At 69.4% G+C, this 13,684-nt stretch carries 10 protein-coding genes and 2 tRNA genes; 10 read left to right on the forward strand and 2 right to left on the reverse strand.

Features of this window, described 5'->3' with window-relative positions; translation table 11 throughout:
• Window positions 1-5: 5 nt before the first annotated feature.
• The 3 genes from recF (at window position 6) to WFK95_RS22725 (ending at window position 4,296) form a co-directional block, all read left to right on the forward strand.
• Window positions 6-1,208, forward strand: coding sequence for a DNA replication/repair protein RecF (gene recF, locus WFK95_RS22715; protein WP_224644772.1), 1,203 nt, complete (start codon window positions 6-8; stop codon window positions 1,206-1,208).
• 90 nt (window positions 1,209-1,298) lie between these two features.
• Window positions 1,299-2,618 (forward strand): glycosyltransferase, encoded by a 1,320-nt coding sequence (locus WFK95_RS22720; RefSeq protein ID WP_224644773.1) that lies wholly within the window; start codon window positions 1,299-1,301, stop codon window positions 2,616-2,618.
• 1 nt (window position 2,619) lies between these two features.
• The gene (locus WFK95_RS22725; RefSeq protein WP_336672072.1) at window positions 2,620-4,296 is read left to right on the forward strand and encodes an MFS transporter; all 1,677 of its coding nucleotides are present in this window, start codon (window positions 2,620-2,622) and stop codon (window positions 4,294-4,296) included.
• On the opposite strand, the gene WFK95_RS22730 is transcribed toward WFK95_RS22725, so the two are convergent.
• Window positions 4,226-4,690 (reverse strand): hypothetical protein, encoded by a 465-nt coding sequence (locus tag WFK95_RS22730; RefSeq protein WP_336672073.1) that lies wholly within the window; start codon window positions 4,688-4,690, stop codon window positions 4,226-4,228. The genes WFK95_RS22725 and WFK95_RS22730 overlap by 71 nt on opposite strands.
• Window positions 4,691-4,746: 56 nt before the next feature.
• Here WFK95_RS22730 and WFK95_RS22735 point away from each other — a divergent pair, with 56 nt between their 5' ends.
• Together WFK95_RS22735 and WFK95_RS22740 are read left to right on the forward strand one after the other, a co-directional pair.
• Complete coding sequence (locus WFK95_RS22735; protein ID WP_224644775.1) at window positions 4,747-5,559, forward strand: hypothetical protein; 813 nt, start codon at window positions 4,747-4,749, stop codon at window positions 5,557-5,559.
• A gap of 69 nt (window positions 5,560-5,628) precedes the next feature.
• Window positions 5,629-6,171, forward strand: a complete 543-nt coding sequence (locus tag WFK95_RS22740; RefSeq protein WP_224644776.1) for a DUF721 family protein — start codon at window positions 5,629-5,631, stop codon at window positions 6,169-6,171.
• On the opposite strand, the gene WFK95_RS22745 is transcribed toward WFK95_RS22740, so the two are convergent.
• Complete coding sequence (locus WFK95_RS22745) at window positions 6,168-6,623, reverse strand: hypothetical protein (RefSeq protein WP_224644777.1); 456 nt, start codon at window positions 6,621-6,623, stop codon at window positions 6,168-6,170. The genes WFK95_RS22740 and WFK95_RS22745 overlap by 4 nt on opposite strands.
• Before the next feature lie 275 nt (window positions 6,624-6,898).
• Between WFK95_RS22745 and gyrB the strand changes: the two genes are divergently transcribed.
• The 5 genes from gyrB (at window position 6,899) to WFK95_RS22770 (ending at window position 12,671) form a co-directional block, all read left to right on the forward strand.
• Window positions 6,899-8,965 (forward strand): DNA topoisomerase (ATP-hydrolyzing) subunit B, encoded by a 2,067-nt coding sequence (gene gyrB / locus WFK95_RS22750; protein WP_374201259.1) that lies wholly within the window; start codon window positions 6,899-6,901, stop codon window positions 8,963-8,965.
• 65 nt (window positions 8,966-9,030) lie between these two features.
• A complete protein-coding gene (gene gyrA / locus WFK95_RS22755; protein WP_224644779.1) occupies window positions 9,031-11,532 on the forward strand; it encodes a DNA gyrase subunit A in 2,502 nt (833 codons plus the stop codon).
• 27 nt (window positions 11,533-11,559) lie between these two features.
• Entirely contained in the window at window positions 11,560-12,273 is a 714-nt protein-coding gene (locus WFK95_RS22760) for a DUF3566 domain-containing protein (protein WP_224644780.1), read from the forward strand.
• Window positions 12,274-12,326: 53 nt separating this feature from the next.
• Window positions 12,327-12,403: transfer RNA gene (locus WFK95_RS22765), tRNA-Ile, on the forward strand.
• A 195-nt stretch (window positions 12,404-12,598) separates the two neighbouring features.
• Window positions 12,599-12,671: transfer RNA gene (locus WFK95_RS22770), tRNA-Ala, on the forward strand.
• Window positions 12,672-13,684 lie beyond the last annotated feature (1,013 nt).

The following is a 13,684-nucleotide window of genomic DNA, read 5'->3' on the forward strand; positions in this document are numbered from 1 at the left end:
CTCCTTTGTACGTCCGCCGGCTCACCCTGCACGACTTCCGGTCCTGGGACGACGTCACCGTCGACCTGGAGCCGGGCGTCAGCGTCTTCGTGGGCCGCAACGGCTTCGGTAAGACCAACCTCGTCGAGGCCCTGAACTACCTCGCGACGCTGGGCTCGCACCGCGTCGCCACGGACCAGCCGCTCATCCGCGTCGGCGCGGACAGCGCGTCCGTCGCGGCGACGGTGCACAACGCGGGTCGTGAGCTCACCGCGGAGATCGACATCGTCGCCGGCCGGGCCAACAAGGCGCGGATCAACACCGCGCCCTGCCGCCGGCCCCGCGAGCTGCTGGGGATCCTGCAATCCGTGCTCTTCGCGCCGGAGGACCTGGCCCTGGTGCGCGGCGAGCCCGGCGGCCGCCGCCGCTTCCTCGACGATCTCGCGATCCTCCGCACGCCCCGCATCGCCGCGGAGAAGGCCGACTACGAGCGGGTTCTCAAGCAGCGCAACGCCCTCCTCAAGACGGCGTACGCGGCGGCCCGGCGCGGCGGCCCCGACGCCGACTCCATGCTGTCGACGCTCGACGTCTGGGACGCGCAGCTGGCCCGGTTCGGTGCCGAGGTGCTCGCGGCCCGGCTGGAGGTGGTGGCGTCGCTGGCGCCGCACCTCACCGTGGCGTACGCCTCGCTGGCGCCGCACTCGCGGGCCGCCACCGTCGCGTACACGAGCTCGCTGTTCGAGGACTTCGACGGTGACCCGTCCGCCGCGTCCGTGGCCGAGCTGGAGCGGCTGATGCTCGACGGCCTCGCCGCGGCCCGGCAGCGCGAGATCGAGCGCGGCGTGTGCCTCGTCGGACCGCACCGCGACGACCTCGACCTACGGCTCGGGAACGAGCCGGCGAAGGGCTTCGCCTCCCACGGCGAGTCCTGGTCGTACGCGCTGGCGCTGCGGCTCGCCTCGCTGGAGCTGCTGCGCGCCGGCGGTTCCGAGCCGGTGCTCCTGCTCGACGACGTCTTCGCCGAGCTCGACGCGAAGCGGCGCACCGCTCTGGCCGAGGTGGCCGCCGACACGGAACAGGTGATCGTCACCGCCGCGGTCCCGGAGGACCTGCCGCCCGCGCTGCGGGCCGCCACCTTCCAGGTCACCGTCGACGGGCCGGCCGACGCCCGCGTCTCCCGGCTGGCCGAGGCGGAATCCGGCGCTCCGGGGCCGTCTTCTGCGGTGTAGACCCCTGCCGCGTACAGTGCCACTGTTCGGCCCAAATGGGAATGATTATTGATAACGGCGTGTCAGCGACGTCGTCGGAAGGGGAGAGCGGTGCGCATCGCGATCGCATGCATGGGCTCGCGCGGCGACATCAGCCCGCTTCTGGCGGTGGCCCGCGTCCTCGCCGACCGCGGCGACGACGTCCGGGTCGGCTGCACGGTCGAATCCCAGGCGTACGTGGTCTCGCACGGCTTCGAGCCGCACATCCTGACGACGCTGAACCTCAAGGAGTTCCTGCAGTCGCCGCAGGGCCAGGAGAAGTTCTTCGGCGCGAGCACGACGACGCAGCTGCGGGAGGTCGGCAAGCTCGCGGACTCGCACGCGGACGAGTTCGACGAGCGCCTTGCCGAACTCTGCCGGGACGTGGACTGCGTCATCAGCACCAGGATCATCGAAGAGCGCGCCGCGCTGGTCACGCACCGCGAGGGTGTGCCGCTCGTCATGGTGGAGTACTTCCCCGGCGACGTGCACAGCACGGTCCCCAATCCGCTGCTGGGCCCGCGCCTGCAGGACGTGACCGCGCGGATCCCGCTGCTCCTGCCGCTGACCTACCGGGTCTTCAATCTGGGCTGGGCCCTGAGCATCTTCAGCAAGACCGTCGAGCTGGCGAAGCGGGTCGAGTACCCGCGGCGCATCATCGATCCGCGCTCGGTGCTCGCGGGCCGCGACATCCTGCGCGTCGAGGCCTTCGGCCGGGCGCTGGTGCCCCCGCGGTCGCGCGAGGACGCGCGGCACCCCCGCATCGGGTTCATCCGCATCGAGGGCCGGCCGGCGGATCGCACCGAGCGCGACGCGATGATCGAGGCCTGGCTCGCGCAGGACGACCGCCCCGTCGTCTACGTGGGATTCGGCAGCATGCCCGTCGTCGACTTCGACGGCGTCGTCGGCGGCCTCGCGGAGATCCTGGCGGAGGACGGCCTGCGCGTGCTGGCCGTGCCGGGCTGGTCGGCGCGGACCCGCGACGAGGTGGTGAACACCCCCGACCTGCTGATCGTGCCCGACGTGGACCACGACACCGTCTTCCCGCGCTGCGCCGCGCTCGTGCACCACGGCGGGGCCGGCACGACGGCCATCGCGGCGGCGTCGGGCCGGCCGTCGCTGGTCTGCAGCCAGGCCTTCGACCAGCACTTCTGGGGCCGCCGCATCGAGGCCGTCGAGGCCGGTGCGATCCTGCCGCGCCGCCGGATGACCGCCAGGACCATCGCCGAGGGCGTTCTGCGCCTGGTGCGCGACGAGTGCATCGTCGACGGTGCCCGTCGCACCGGCACGGCCGCCGCCGCGGACCTGGGCGGGCGGGACGAGTTCCTGGCCGCCTTCGACGCCTTCCTGGCCGAGGTCGACGGTGCCCGCGCCGCGGCCGCCGATCGCTGACATGACCGTCTCCGCCGGCGGACGGTCCGGCGCGACGCGCTGGATCTCGCTCGGCACCCTGTGCATCGCCGTGCTGATGACCGGCATGGACAACAGCATCGTCACCATCGCCCTCCCCACCCTGAGCGAGGAGTTCGGCGGCGGCATGAGCGCGCTGCAGTGGATCGTCGACTCGTACACGCTGGTCTTCGCGGGGCTGCTGCTCGCGACGGGCTACCTCGGCGACCGCCTCGGCCGGCGGAAGGTGCTCATCGCCGGCCTGCTGTGCTTCGTCGCGATCTCGGTTCTGGCGACCCGGTCCACGTCCCTGGCGGAGCTCATCACGGCCCGGGCCGCGCTCGGCGCCGCCGCGGCGCTGATCTTCCCCGCCACCCTGGCGATCATCTCGGACCTGTTCCCGGAGAAGGAGGAACGGACCAAGGCCATCGCCGTGTGGTCCGCGGCGGCCGGCGCGTCGATCGCGATCGGCCCCGTGGTGGGCGGCTACCTCGTCGAGCACTTCGCCTGGTCGTCGGTGTTCTGGATCAACGTGCCCATCTCGATCGTCGCGATCGTGGGTTGCCTCGCGCTCGTCCCCGAGTCCTTCGGCTCGGAGCGGCCGTCCTTCGACCTCCTCGGTGTGCTGCTGTCGATCTCGGGGATCACGCTGCTCGTGTGGGCCCTGATCGAGGCGCCGAACTTCGGCTGGGGCAGCGCGCCCGTCGTCGGGGCGCTGATCGGCGCCGCGGTGTTCCTGGTGTCGTTCGTGTTCTACGAGCGACGGCACCGCAATCCGGTGCTCGACGTGACGCTGTTCCGCTCGCGCGGCTTCGCGATGGGCTCCTTCGCGATCTGCGCCGGCTTCTTCTGCCTCCTCGGCTTCGTCTTCATCACGATCATGTACTTCCAGGCGGTGCTGGGCTACGGGCCGCTGGAGACCGCGGTGCGGGTGATCCCGTTCGCGCTCGCGGCCGTCGCGGTCACGCCGCTCGCGGCGCTGGCGAACACCGAGCGGCGGATGCGGTTCACGATCTCGCTGGGGCTCGCGATCATGGCCGTCGGCTTCGTGCTGACCTCACGACTCACCGAATCCGCCGACTACCTCACGCAGATCCTGCCCGCGATGTCGGTGATCGCCGTCGGCCTGGGCCTGCTGCAGGGGCCCGCGACCACCTCGGTGATGACGTCCGTGCCGTCGGGCGAGGCCGGCGCCGGCTCCGCGGTCAACGACACCACCCGCGAGGTGGGCGGCGCGCTGGGCGTCGCCATCCTGGGATCGGTGGTCGCGCACTTGTACTCCGCGAAGGTGGCGGAGGACGTCGCGCGGCTGCCCCTGACGCCGGACGCCAGGGCCGAGGCCGAGTCCTCGGTGATCGGCGGCATCCGCGCGGTCGGCGCGGCGGCGCCCGAGCTGCAACCCGTGCTCGGGCACACCGTGCAGCAGGCCTTCGTCTCCGCCATGCAGTCGGCGAACCTCGTCGCCGCCGGGGTGGGCGTGGTGGCGTGCATCGTGGTCGCTGCCTTCCTGCGCACCCGGCCGCCGTCGCGGCACCGTCGGACCGCGGAGGGTGAGCGGGTCAGCGTGCAGGAGCTCGTCGCCCGGGCCGGCGAGGCCGTGACGGCACCGATCATGCTGCCTTCCGCGAACCTCCCGCGAGGAGTCCCGCCAGTCCGCACAGCCACGCCGTCGGGTAACTGACCGCGAGCGACAGCGGGATCACCGGCCGTCCGTACTCCCGCAGCACCAGGGGCACGAGGACCGGGAGCACCGCCGCGGCGAGGGTGACCCATCCCCAGCGGCGCGCGGTCCCGCTGCCGCGGCGGACCAGGCGCAGGTTGGCCCACCAACACAGCAGGCCGAGCGCGCCGACGACGTACAGGTAGCCGTAGAGCGGCGCGGCCTCGCCGTACTTGCCGACGGGGTCGTACAGCGCGTGGAGGTGTCGGTCCAGCCCACCGAGTGCGAGGTGGTCGGCGAGCGCGTAGCCGAGGCCCGCGGCGGTGGCGAGCGCGCCGAGCCCGTAGGCGACGACGGTGCGGCGGGTTCCGGTCGACGGTGTCGCGGCCCCGCGGTCGAGTGTCTGCTGCGTCATGTCCCTCTCCTTTGGTACTCCGTGTACCAAGTTGGTACACCGAGTACCATAGGTCCGTGAGCGACAGTTTGGAACCCCGAGTACCAAAATCGGGGACAACCCCGAGGCGACAGCGGCTCGCCCTGAACGAGACGCGGCGCCGGGTCCTGGAGAGCGCGGTGGACCGCGTGCTGATCGACGGGCTCGGGAGCGGCCTCGAACACGTGCGGCTGGAGGACGCGGTCCGCGACGCCGACGTCTCGCGCACCGCCGCATATCGGTGCTGGCCGCAACGGGAGGACTTCCTCGCCGACGTCCTCGCCGCTCTCGCCGAGCAGGCCCTGCCGATCGTCTCGACCCGCGGGGCGCGGGCCACGACCGTCGTTCGCGGTGCCGTCGGGGACGACCCGCGGGCCCTGCGGACGGTGGAAAACCGTCGCGCCGCGCTCCTGCGCGGCGTGACCGCTTCGGCCGATGACGACCTGCTCGCCGATCGCGAGGAGGACCGGCGCTGGCGGCTGTACCTGACTCTGGCACTGGTCGTTCCGTCGCTGCCGGCCGGGCCGCACCGTGACCGCGTGGTGGCGGCGGTCGATGGAGCGGAGGAGGCCGTGCTGGCCCGGCTCGAGGAGAACTACCGCCGGCTGTTCGAGCTCTTCGGGTACACGAGCGTCATCGGGTACCGGGAGCTCGCGACCGTCGGGCTCGCGCTGATGCGCGGGTACGTCGTGGGCGGCCACACGGGCGCCGGGCCCGGCCGCCCCGGACTCGGGTACGCCCTTCTCGCCGACGGGGCGGCGACACCGTCGGACCGGGAGGAGTGGGACGAGGAGCGCGGCCGGCGCGTGCTCGACCGACTCGCCGGGACCGACGTCTTCGACGGGGCCTGATCGTCACCGGGAAACGTGTCGGTGCGAGTGAGTAGCCTGGTGACCACAGGCTCCGGCGAGGGAGGTGTCATGGCTGAGCAGAACAGTGACGGGCCGCTGCACGGCTCCGATATTGCGCGGCGCGCCCTCGAGGAGGCTCGCGCGGCGGCGAAGGCGGCGGGCAAGTCCGTGGGCCAGGGCCGCTCCGAGCCGATGACCGGCGGGGTGCGGCGGCTGCGCCGCGGCTCCAAGCGATGGAGCGGGCCCTCGCCCGACAACCGGGATCCGCAGCCCTTCGGCGCCCTCGTCGGCGGCATCGCCAAGGCCCGGGGCTGGGACAAGAAGGTCAACGAGGGGACCGTGCTCGGCTGCTGGGAGACCGTGGTCGGCGCCGACGTCGCCGCGCACGCCCGGGCCGTCAGTTTGCGGGAGAAGGTGCTTTACGTGAGCGCCGAGTCCACCGCCTGGGCCACGCAGTTGCGGCTCATGCAGTCCCAACTGCTGGCGAAGATCAACGCGGCCGTCGGGCAGGGCGTGGTCACCTCGCTGAACATCACCGGGCCCAGCGCACCCAGCTGGCGCAAGGGGCCACTGCACGTGTCGGGCCGCGGACCGCGCGACACCTACGGCTAGGCGGAGGGCGGTTCCGGGAGGAACTGCGCGAGGTCGATGCCGCGGTCGGCGGCGAGGGCCTGCAGCTTCGAGGCGTCGTCGACTTGGATGCAGACGCACGCGTGCGGGCCGTCCTCGTCCCGGCGCAGGACGTAGTAGGCGGTGCTGTCGGTGAGCAGCGCTCCGTCGGCGTCGAGGAAGAGCCAGCGGACGTGGACCAGCGTGATCGCGCCGGTGAGCGGGGTCGCGGACAGCAGTTCGTGGCCCACGGAGGCGAGTCCCAGTGCGCGGTACAGGGGGTAGGAATGCTCCAGGCCGCGGGCCATCGCCGCCCGGTCATCGAGGACTCCGGAGAAGCGGTCGTCGACGATCATTCCGGGCTCGGCCCACAGGCTCGCGGCGGCCGTCGCGTCGAATCGCGTGAGCGTCTCGGCGTAGCGGTCGAGGTAGTCATCGATCTCGGCGTGATCCATGCCTCCGACTCTACGATCGATTGCCGGTTCACGCCCCAGCGTCGCCGTGTGCGCGTCGGATCGCATTTCGGAGTGAGCGGACCGAAACGAGGTTGATCGCGTCTGCGACGCGATGAGGGCGTGGCAAACGCATTCATCGTCGTGAAGAGGAGTAGACTAGAAGGGCAAGAGTGCCTCGTCTCCTCGGGGTGCTGTCCGATCGCCATCGTGGCGGCTGCGGCCCGTGGAAGTTCACGGCCGTTCGCCCGGTGGTTTCGACGAAGGAGCGCCAACACATCGTGGCGGCTGACAACAACGCGGACAAGCCCAAGGGCTCGTACGGCGCGGAATCCATCAAGCAGCTCGAGGGCCTGGAGGCGGTGCGCAAGCGCCCCGGCATGTACATCGGCACCACCGGACCCCGCGGCCTGCACCACATGATCTGGGAGGTCGTCGACAACTCCGTCGACGAGGCCATGGCAGGCCACGCGACCCGAGTCGACGTGACGCTCCGCGCCGACGGTGGCGTCGAGGTGGTCGACGACGGCCGCGGCATCCCCGTCGCGATGCACGCCAAGGGCGTCCCGACCGTGCAGCTGGTACTCACCTCGCTGCACGCGGGCGGCAAGTTCGACTCCGATGCGTACGCCGTCTCCGGCGGCCTGCACGGCGTCGGCATCTCCGTGGTCAACGCGCTGTCCAGCCGGGTCGAGGTCGAGATCGACGTCGACGGCTACCACTGGCAGAACAACTTCCACTGGGACGAGAAGAAGCGCGACTCCGTCGCCGAGGACCTGATCAAGGGCGAGCCCACCACGCGGACGGGTACGACGGTGCGGTTCTGGGCCGACCCGAAGGTCTTCACGGAGACGACGCACTACGACTTCGAGACGGTCTCGCGCCGCCTGCAGGAGATGGCCTTCCTCAACAAGGGCCTCACGATCACCCTCACCGACGAGCGTCCCGTCGCCGTCGAGGTGCCCGACGAGGACATCTCCGAAGAGGCCCCGTCGGCGCACGAGGAGGTCGTCGCCGCGGCGCTCGCCGAGGTCGCGCCGAAGAAGCGCGAGCGCATCTTCCACTACCCGGACGGCCTCGTCGACTACGTCAAGCACATCAACGCGCGCACGTCGAAGTCCCCGATCCACAGCTCGATCATCTCCTTCGAGGGCAAGGAGAAGGGCCACGAGATCGAGATCGCGATGCAGTGGAACTCCGGCTACTCCGAGTCGGTGCACACCTTCGCCAACACCATCAACACGCACGAGGGCGGCACCCACGAGGAGGGCTTCCGCACCGCGCTGACCGGCGTCGTCAAGGCCTACGCCAAGGACAAGAAGCTGGTCAAGGAGAAGGACGGCGAGCTCTCGGGCGACGACATCCGCGAGGGCCTCGCGGCCGTCATCTCGGTGAAGGTCGCCGAGCCCCAGTTCGAGGGCCAGACCAAGACCAAGCTGGGCAACTCCGAGGTCAAGGGCTTCGTGCAGAAGGTCTGCCGCGAGCAGCTGCAGTTCTGGTTCGACTCGAACCCCGCCGACGCGAAGACGATCGTGCAGAAGGCCGCCGCCTCGGCGCAGGCCCGACTCGCGGCCCGCAAGGCGCGGGAGCTGGTGCGCCGCAAGAGCGCCACCGACATCGGCGGCCTCCCCGGCAAGCTGGCCGACTGCCGCAGCAACGACCCCGACAAGTGCGAGGTCTACATCGTGGAGGGCGACTCCGCCGGCGGCTCCGCCAAGAGCGGCCGCGACTCGATGTACCAGGCGATCCTGCCCATCCGCGGCAAGATCATCAACGTCGAGAAGGCGCGGATCGACCGGGTGCTCAAGAACACCGAGGTCCAGTCGATCATCACGGCCTTCGGCACCGGCATCCACGACGAGTTCGACATCGCCAAGCTGCGCTACAAGAAGATCGTCCTGATGGCCGACGCCGACGTCGACGGCCAGCACATCGCGACGCTGCTGCTGACGCTGCTGTTCCGGTTCATGCGGCCCCTGGTGGAGCACGGACACGTCTACCTCGCGCAGCCGCCGCTCTACAAGCTCAAGTGGCAGAAGGGCGCCGAGCCGCAGTTCGCCTACAGCGACAACGAGCGCGACGTCCTGCTGGCCGACGGCCTGCAGAACGGCAAGAAGATCAACAAGGATGACGGCATCCAGCGCTACAAGGGCCTCGGCGAGATGAACGCCAAGGAACTGTGGGAGACCACGATGGACCCGGCCGTGCGCGTGCTCAAACAGGTCACGCTCGACGATGCCGCCGCCGCCGACGAGCTGTTCTCGATCCTCATGGGCGAGGACGTGGTGGCCCGCCGCTCGTTCATCGCGCGCAACGCCAAGGACGTGCGGTTCCTCGACGTGTGATCGCCGGCGCGCCCGCATGCCGGGCGCGCCGCGCACCGTCGAACCGATGAACTCGAAGGACTGAAATGACTGACACCACTCCGCCCGCCGAGACCGGCGGCCACGACCGGATCGAACCGGTCGACATCCAGCAGGAGATGCAGCGCAGCTACATCGACTACGCCATGAGCGTGATCGTGGGCCGCGCCCTCCCCGAGGTGCGCGACGGCATGAAGCCGGTGCAGCGCCGCATCCTCTACGCGGCCTACGACGCCGGCTACCGGCCCGACCGCGGCTACGTGAAGTCCGCCAAGCCCGTCGCCGAGACGATGGGCAACTATCACCCGCACGGCGATTCGTCGATCTACGACGCCCTCGTGCGCCTCGCCCAGCCCTGGTCGATGCGGTATCCGATGATCGACGGGCAGGGCAACTTCGGCTCGCCGGGCAACGATCCCGCGGCCGCCATGCGTTACACCGAGGCGCGACTCACGCCGCTGGCGATGGAGATGCTGCGCGACATCGACGAGGAGACAGTCGATTTCACGCCGAACTACGACGGCAAGACGCAGGAGCCGACCGTGCTCCCGTCGCGCGTGCCGAACCTGCTGATGAACGGCTCCGGTGGCATCGCCGTCGGCATGGCGACCAACATCCCGCCGCACAACCTGCGCGAGCTCGCGGACGCGATCTTCTGGTGCCTGGACAACTTCGAGGCCGACTCCGAGGCCACCCTTGAGGCGTGCATGGAGCGGATCAAGGGACCGGACTTCCCGACGCACGGCCTCATCGTGGGCAGCCAGGGCATCAAGGACGCCTACTCCACCGGCCGCGGCTCGATCCGCATGCGCGGCGTCGTCGCCGTGGAGGAGGACTCCAAGGGCGCAACGGAACTCGTCATCACCGAGCTTCCCTACCAGGTGAACCCCGACAACCTCGTGCTGTCGATCGCCGAGCAGGTGCGCGACGGCAAGATCGCCGGCATCAGCAAGATCGAGGACCAGTCCTCGGATCGCGTCGGCATGCGGATCGTGGTGCGGCTCAAGCGCGACGCCGTCGCCAAGGTGGTGCTGAACAACCTCTACAAGCACAGCCAGCTGCAGACCAGCTTCGGCGCGAACATGCTGTCCATCGTCGACGGCGTGCCGCGCACGCTGCGCCTGGACCAGATGATCCGCTACTACGTGACGCACCAGTTGGACGTCATCGTGCGGCGCACCCGGTTCCGGCTGCGCAAGGCCGAGGAGCGGGCCCACATCCTGCGCGGCCTGGTCAAGGCACTCGACGCCCTCGACGAGGTCATCGCCCTCATCCGGCGGTCCGAGACCACCGAGATCGCGCGCGCCGGCCTGATCGACCTGCTCGACGTCGACGAGCTGCAGGCCAACGCGATCCTCGACATGCAGCTGCGCCGCCTGGCGGCCCTCGAGCGGCAGAAGATCATCGACCAGTTGGCCGAGATCGAGCTCGAGATCGCCGACCTCAAGGACATCCTCGAGAAGCCGGAGCGCCAGCGGGCCATCGTCCGCGACGAGCTCGGCGAGATCGTCGAGAAGTTCGGCGACGACCGCCGCACCAAGATCATCGCCGCCGACGGCGACGTGACCGACGAGGACCTCATCGCCCGCGAGGACGTGGTCGTCACGATCACCGAGACCGGGTACGCCAAGCGCACCAAGACGGACCTGTACCGCAGCCAGAAGCGCGGCGGCAAGGGCGTCAAGGGCGCCGACCTCAAGCAGGACGACATCGTGGCGCACTTCTTCGTGTGCTCCACCCACGACTGGATCCTGTTCTTCACCACGAAGGGCCGCGTGTACCGCGCGAAGGCCTACGAGCTGCCCGAGCAGAGCCGCACCGCCCGCGGCCAGCACGTTGCCAACCTCCTGGCCTTCCAGCCGGAGGAGCGCATCGCCCAGGTCATCCAGATCAAGGCCTACGACGACGCGCCCTACCTGATCCTGGCCACCAAGAACGGCCTCGTGAAGAAGTCCAAGCTCGAGGACTTCGACTCGAACCGCAGCGGCGGCATCGTCGCCATCAACCTGCGCGACGAGGACGAGCTGGTGGGCGCGGTGCTGGCCTCCGAGTCGGAGGACCTGCTGCTGGTGAGCAAGAAGGCCCAGTCGATCCGCTTCAAGGCGACCGACGAGGTGCTCCGCCCCATGGGCCGGGCAACCTCCGGTGTGCAGGGGATGCGGTTCAACGACGACGATCAGCTGTTGGCGCTCAACGTGGTTCGCGAGGACACGTACCTGCTCGTCGCCACGTCGGGCGGTTACGCCAAGCGGACGTCGATCGCTGACTACACTCCTCAGGGGCGTGGCGGCAAGGGCGTGCTGACGATTCAGTTCGACCCGAAGCGCGGCGAACTGGTGGGTGCACTCATCGTCGACGACGAGACCGAGCTGTACGCCATCACGTCCGGCGGCGGAGTGATCCGCACGGCGGCGCGGCAGGTCCGCAAGGCGGGCCGGCAGACCAAGGGCGTCCGGCTGATGAACCTGGCCGAAGGCACTAGTCTTTTGGCCATCGCCCGCAACGCCGACGAGAGCGACGAACCCGAGCAGGCGGACGGCGAGGCATAAGCCGCCGCGGAGCACGAAGGAGCGCATGTGAGTACCCCTGGAACCGGATCCGGCCAGCCGCCGGAGTCCGGACCGGAGGCGGGCCGGCAGCCCGTCCGGATCCCGCGACGCGACACCGATGTCGGCCGCGTGATCGATGCGCCCACCGAGGGCGTGGAGCGCGACGAGCTGCCGAAGAACCTGCCGGACCTGGACAAGATCCATCAGGTCGCGCCGGCCTCCGCGCCGACGGTGCCGGTCCCCGCGCAGTCGGCCGCCGCGGCGACCGAGGCGCCCACGGCGCCGGCCGCTCCGGCCCCGGCGGAGGAGACGGCATCGTCGAACCTGCACACCGTGGGCGGCGCTCCCGCCCGGGCCGCGGGCGTGAAGACACAGGCCGCGAGCGGGCCGGTGCGGGCGGGCATGCAGCTGCGCAGCATCGACCCGTGGACCACCTTCAAGCTCAGCGGCGTGGTCTCCGTGGTGCTGTTCTTCGTGTGGATGATCGCCGTCGGCGTGCTGTACATCGTGCTCAGCGGCATGGGCGTCTGGAGCAAGATCAACGACAGCTTCCAGACGCTGACCAACGAGCAGGCGGGTGTCAGCCTGCTGACGGCGGGCAACGTGTTCACCTACGCGGGCCTCGCCGGCCTCGCGAATGTGATCCTGCTGACCGCGCTCGCCACCGTCGGCGCGTTCATCTACAACCTCTGCGCCGACCTCGTGGGCGGCGTCGAGGTGACCCTCTCCGATAGGGATTGACCAGCAGTTTTGTAGAACCCGAGGTGCGCTGGTAATGTTCCACCTCGGTTCACGGGCCTATAGCTCAGGCGGTTAGAGCGCTTCGCTGATAACGAAGAGGTCGGAGGTTCAAGTCCTCCTAGGCCCACCACACCCCGTCCCGGGGCCTTAGCTCAGTTGGTAGAGCGCCGCCTTTGCAAGGCGGATGTCAGGAGTTCGGCCCTTATCTCCAGCTGACAGGCTTGGTAAGGGGTTGACCAGCAGGGATGCTGTGGTGGACATGTCCGTCACGAGGTCGTAGTTTGGCGGTGGGACGGTGCCCAGCAGCGGGTGCACAACCACACACGGGGGCTTAGCTCAGTTGGTAGAGCATCGCCTTTGCAAGGCGAGGGTCAGGGGTTCGAATCCCCTAGCCTCCACAGATATGATGAGTTTCTGACTGCTGTCAGCTAGGAGCCCCCCCCCGGATCGCCGGCCCCGGGGGTTCTGAGCGTTGGGAGGTCCAGCAGATGACGAAATGCTTGACTGGCCATGAGGCTGGTCCGGCGAGTCCGTGATGGTGGCGGGTGCGCGGGGTGACTATTGTGGCGTCATGGCTCCGACGCAGCGTACGTATCGATGTGTGGAGGCCGACGTTCGCCGACGAAGCCGACGTGAGGCGTTCCTGGACGCCGCGCTCTGTGTCTTCACCGCGTTTTGTCGACGGTGCTCCGCGAACACCTCCAAGTCCTCCCCGCCGCTTCACAGGCCCTGATCTGCCAGAGCGCATAAAACCTAGTCAGAGCACTCGATATCGCACCGCTACTCAGTGGAGGAATCAGCCTCAAAACCGATCCTCCCATGCGCGCCATCCACGACGATGCCCGTGATACTCAGACGGCGAACACCGCCTCTACCGATCCCCTCGCAGCCGACACCACCACAACCAAGTTAGGGCGCCCTCGGGCCTGACTGTGTCGGATCGGTGACAATCGACAACGCCTTGCGGTGCCGGTGAACCACATACGACACCGACCACCGCGACGTCAGATCCTCGAGCTGCTGCTCCTCAAGCAACTTCACCCGCACCCACAGATGACTGCTAAGCCCCGGTATCCCGAGCGATCACATGCTCGGCATACGCGCACACCGAAGCCCGATCCCACCCTGACGGGACAACGACCGTCCGCCGAGAAGGCATCTGCAGATCATCCTCCCCATCCACATCCACGAACCTACGACCAAACGCGGCCACCCGCCTACAGTCGGGGCCAAATCACACCGCCCTGGTTGGAGCCAGACCAACTTGACATAGCCACCCGCTGGCGGGGTGTACTGCTGCGAGCGAGCAGTGATTCGAGATCTCCCGGTGTCCCGATCCACCCCGGGGACCACAACCGTTGCGCTGACCCGCAACGGTTGCTTGATCCAGTCGGGGGGAGCGCTCACCGGG

This window comes from Tsukamurella sp. USMM236 (assembly GCF_037148755.1).
GTDB lineage: Bacteria > Actinomycetota > Actinomycetes > Mycobacteriales > Mycobacteriaceae > Tsukamurella.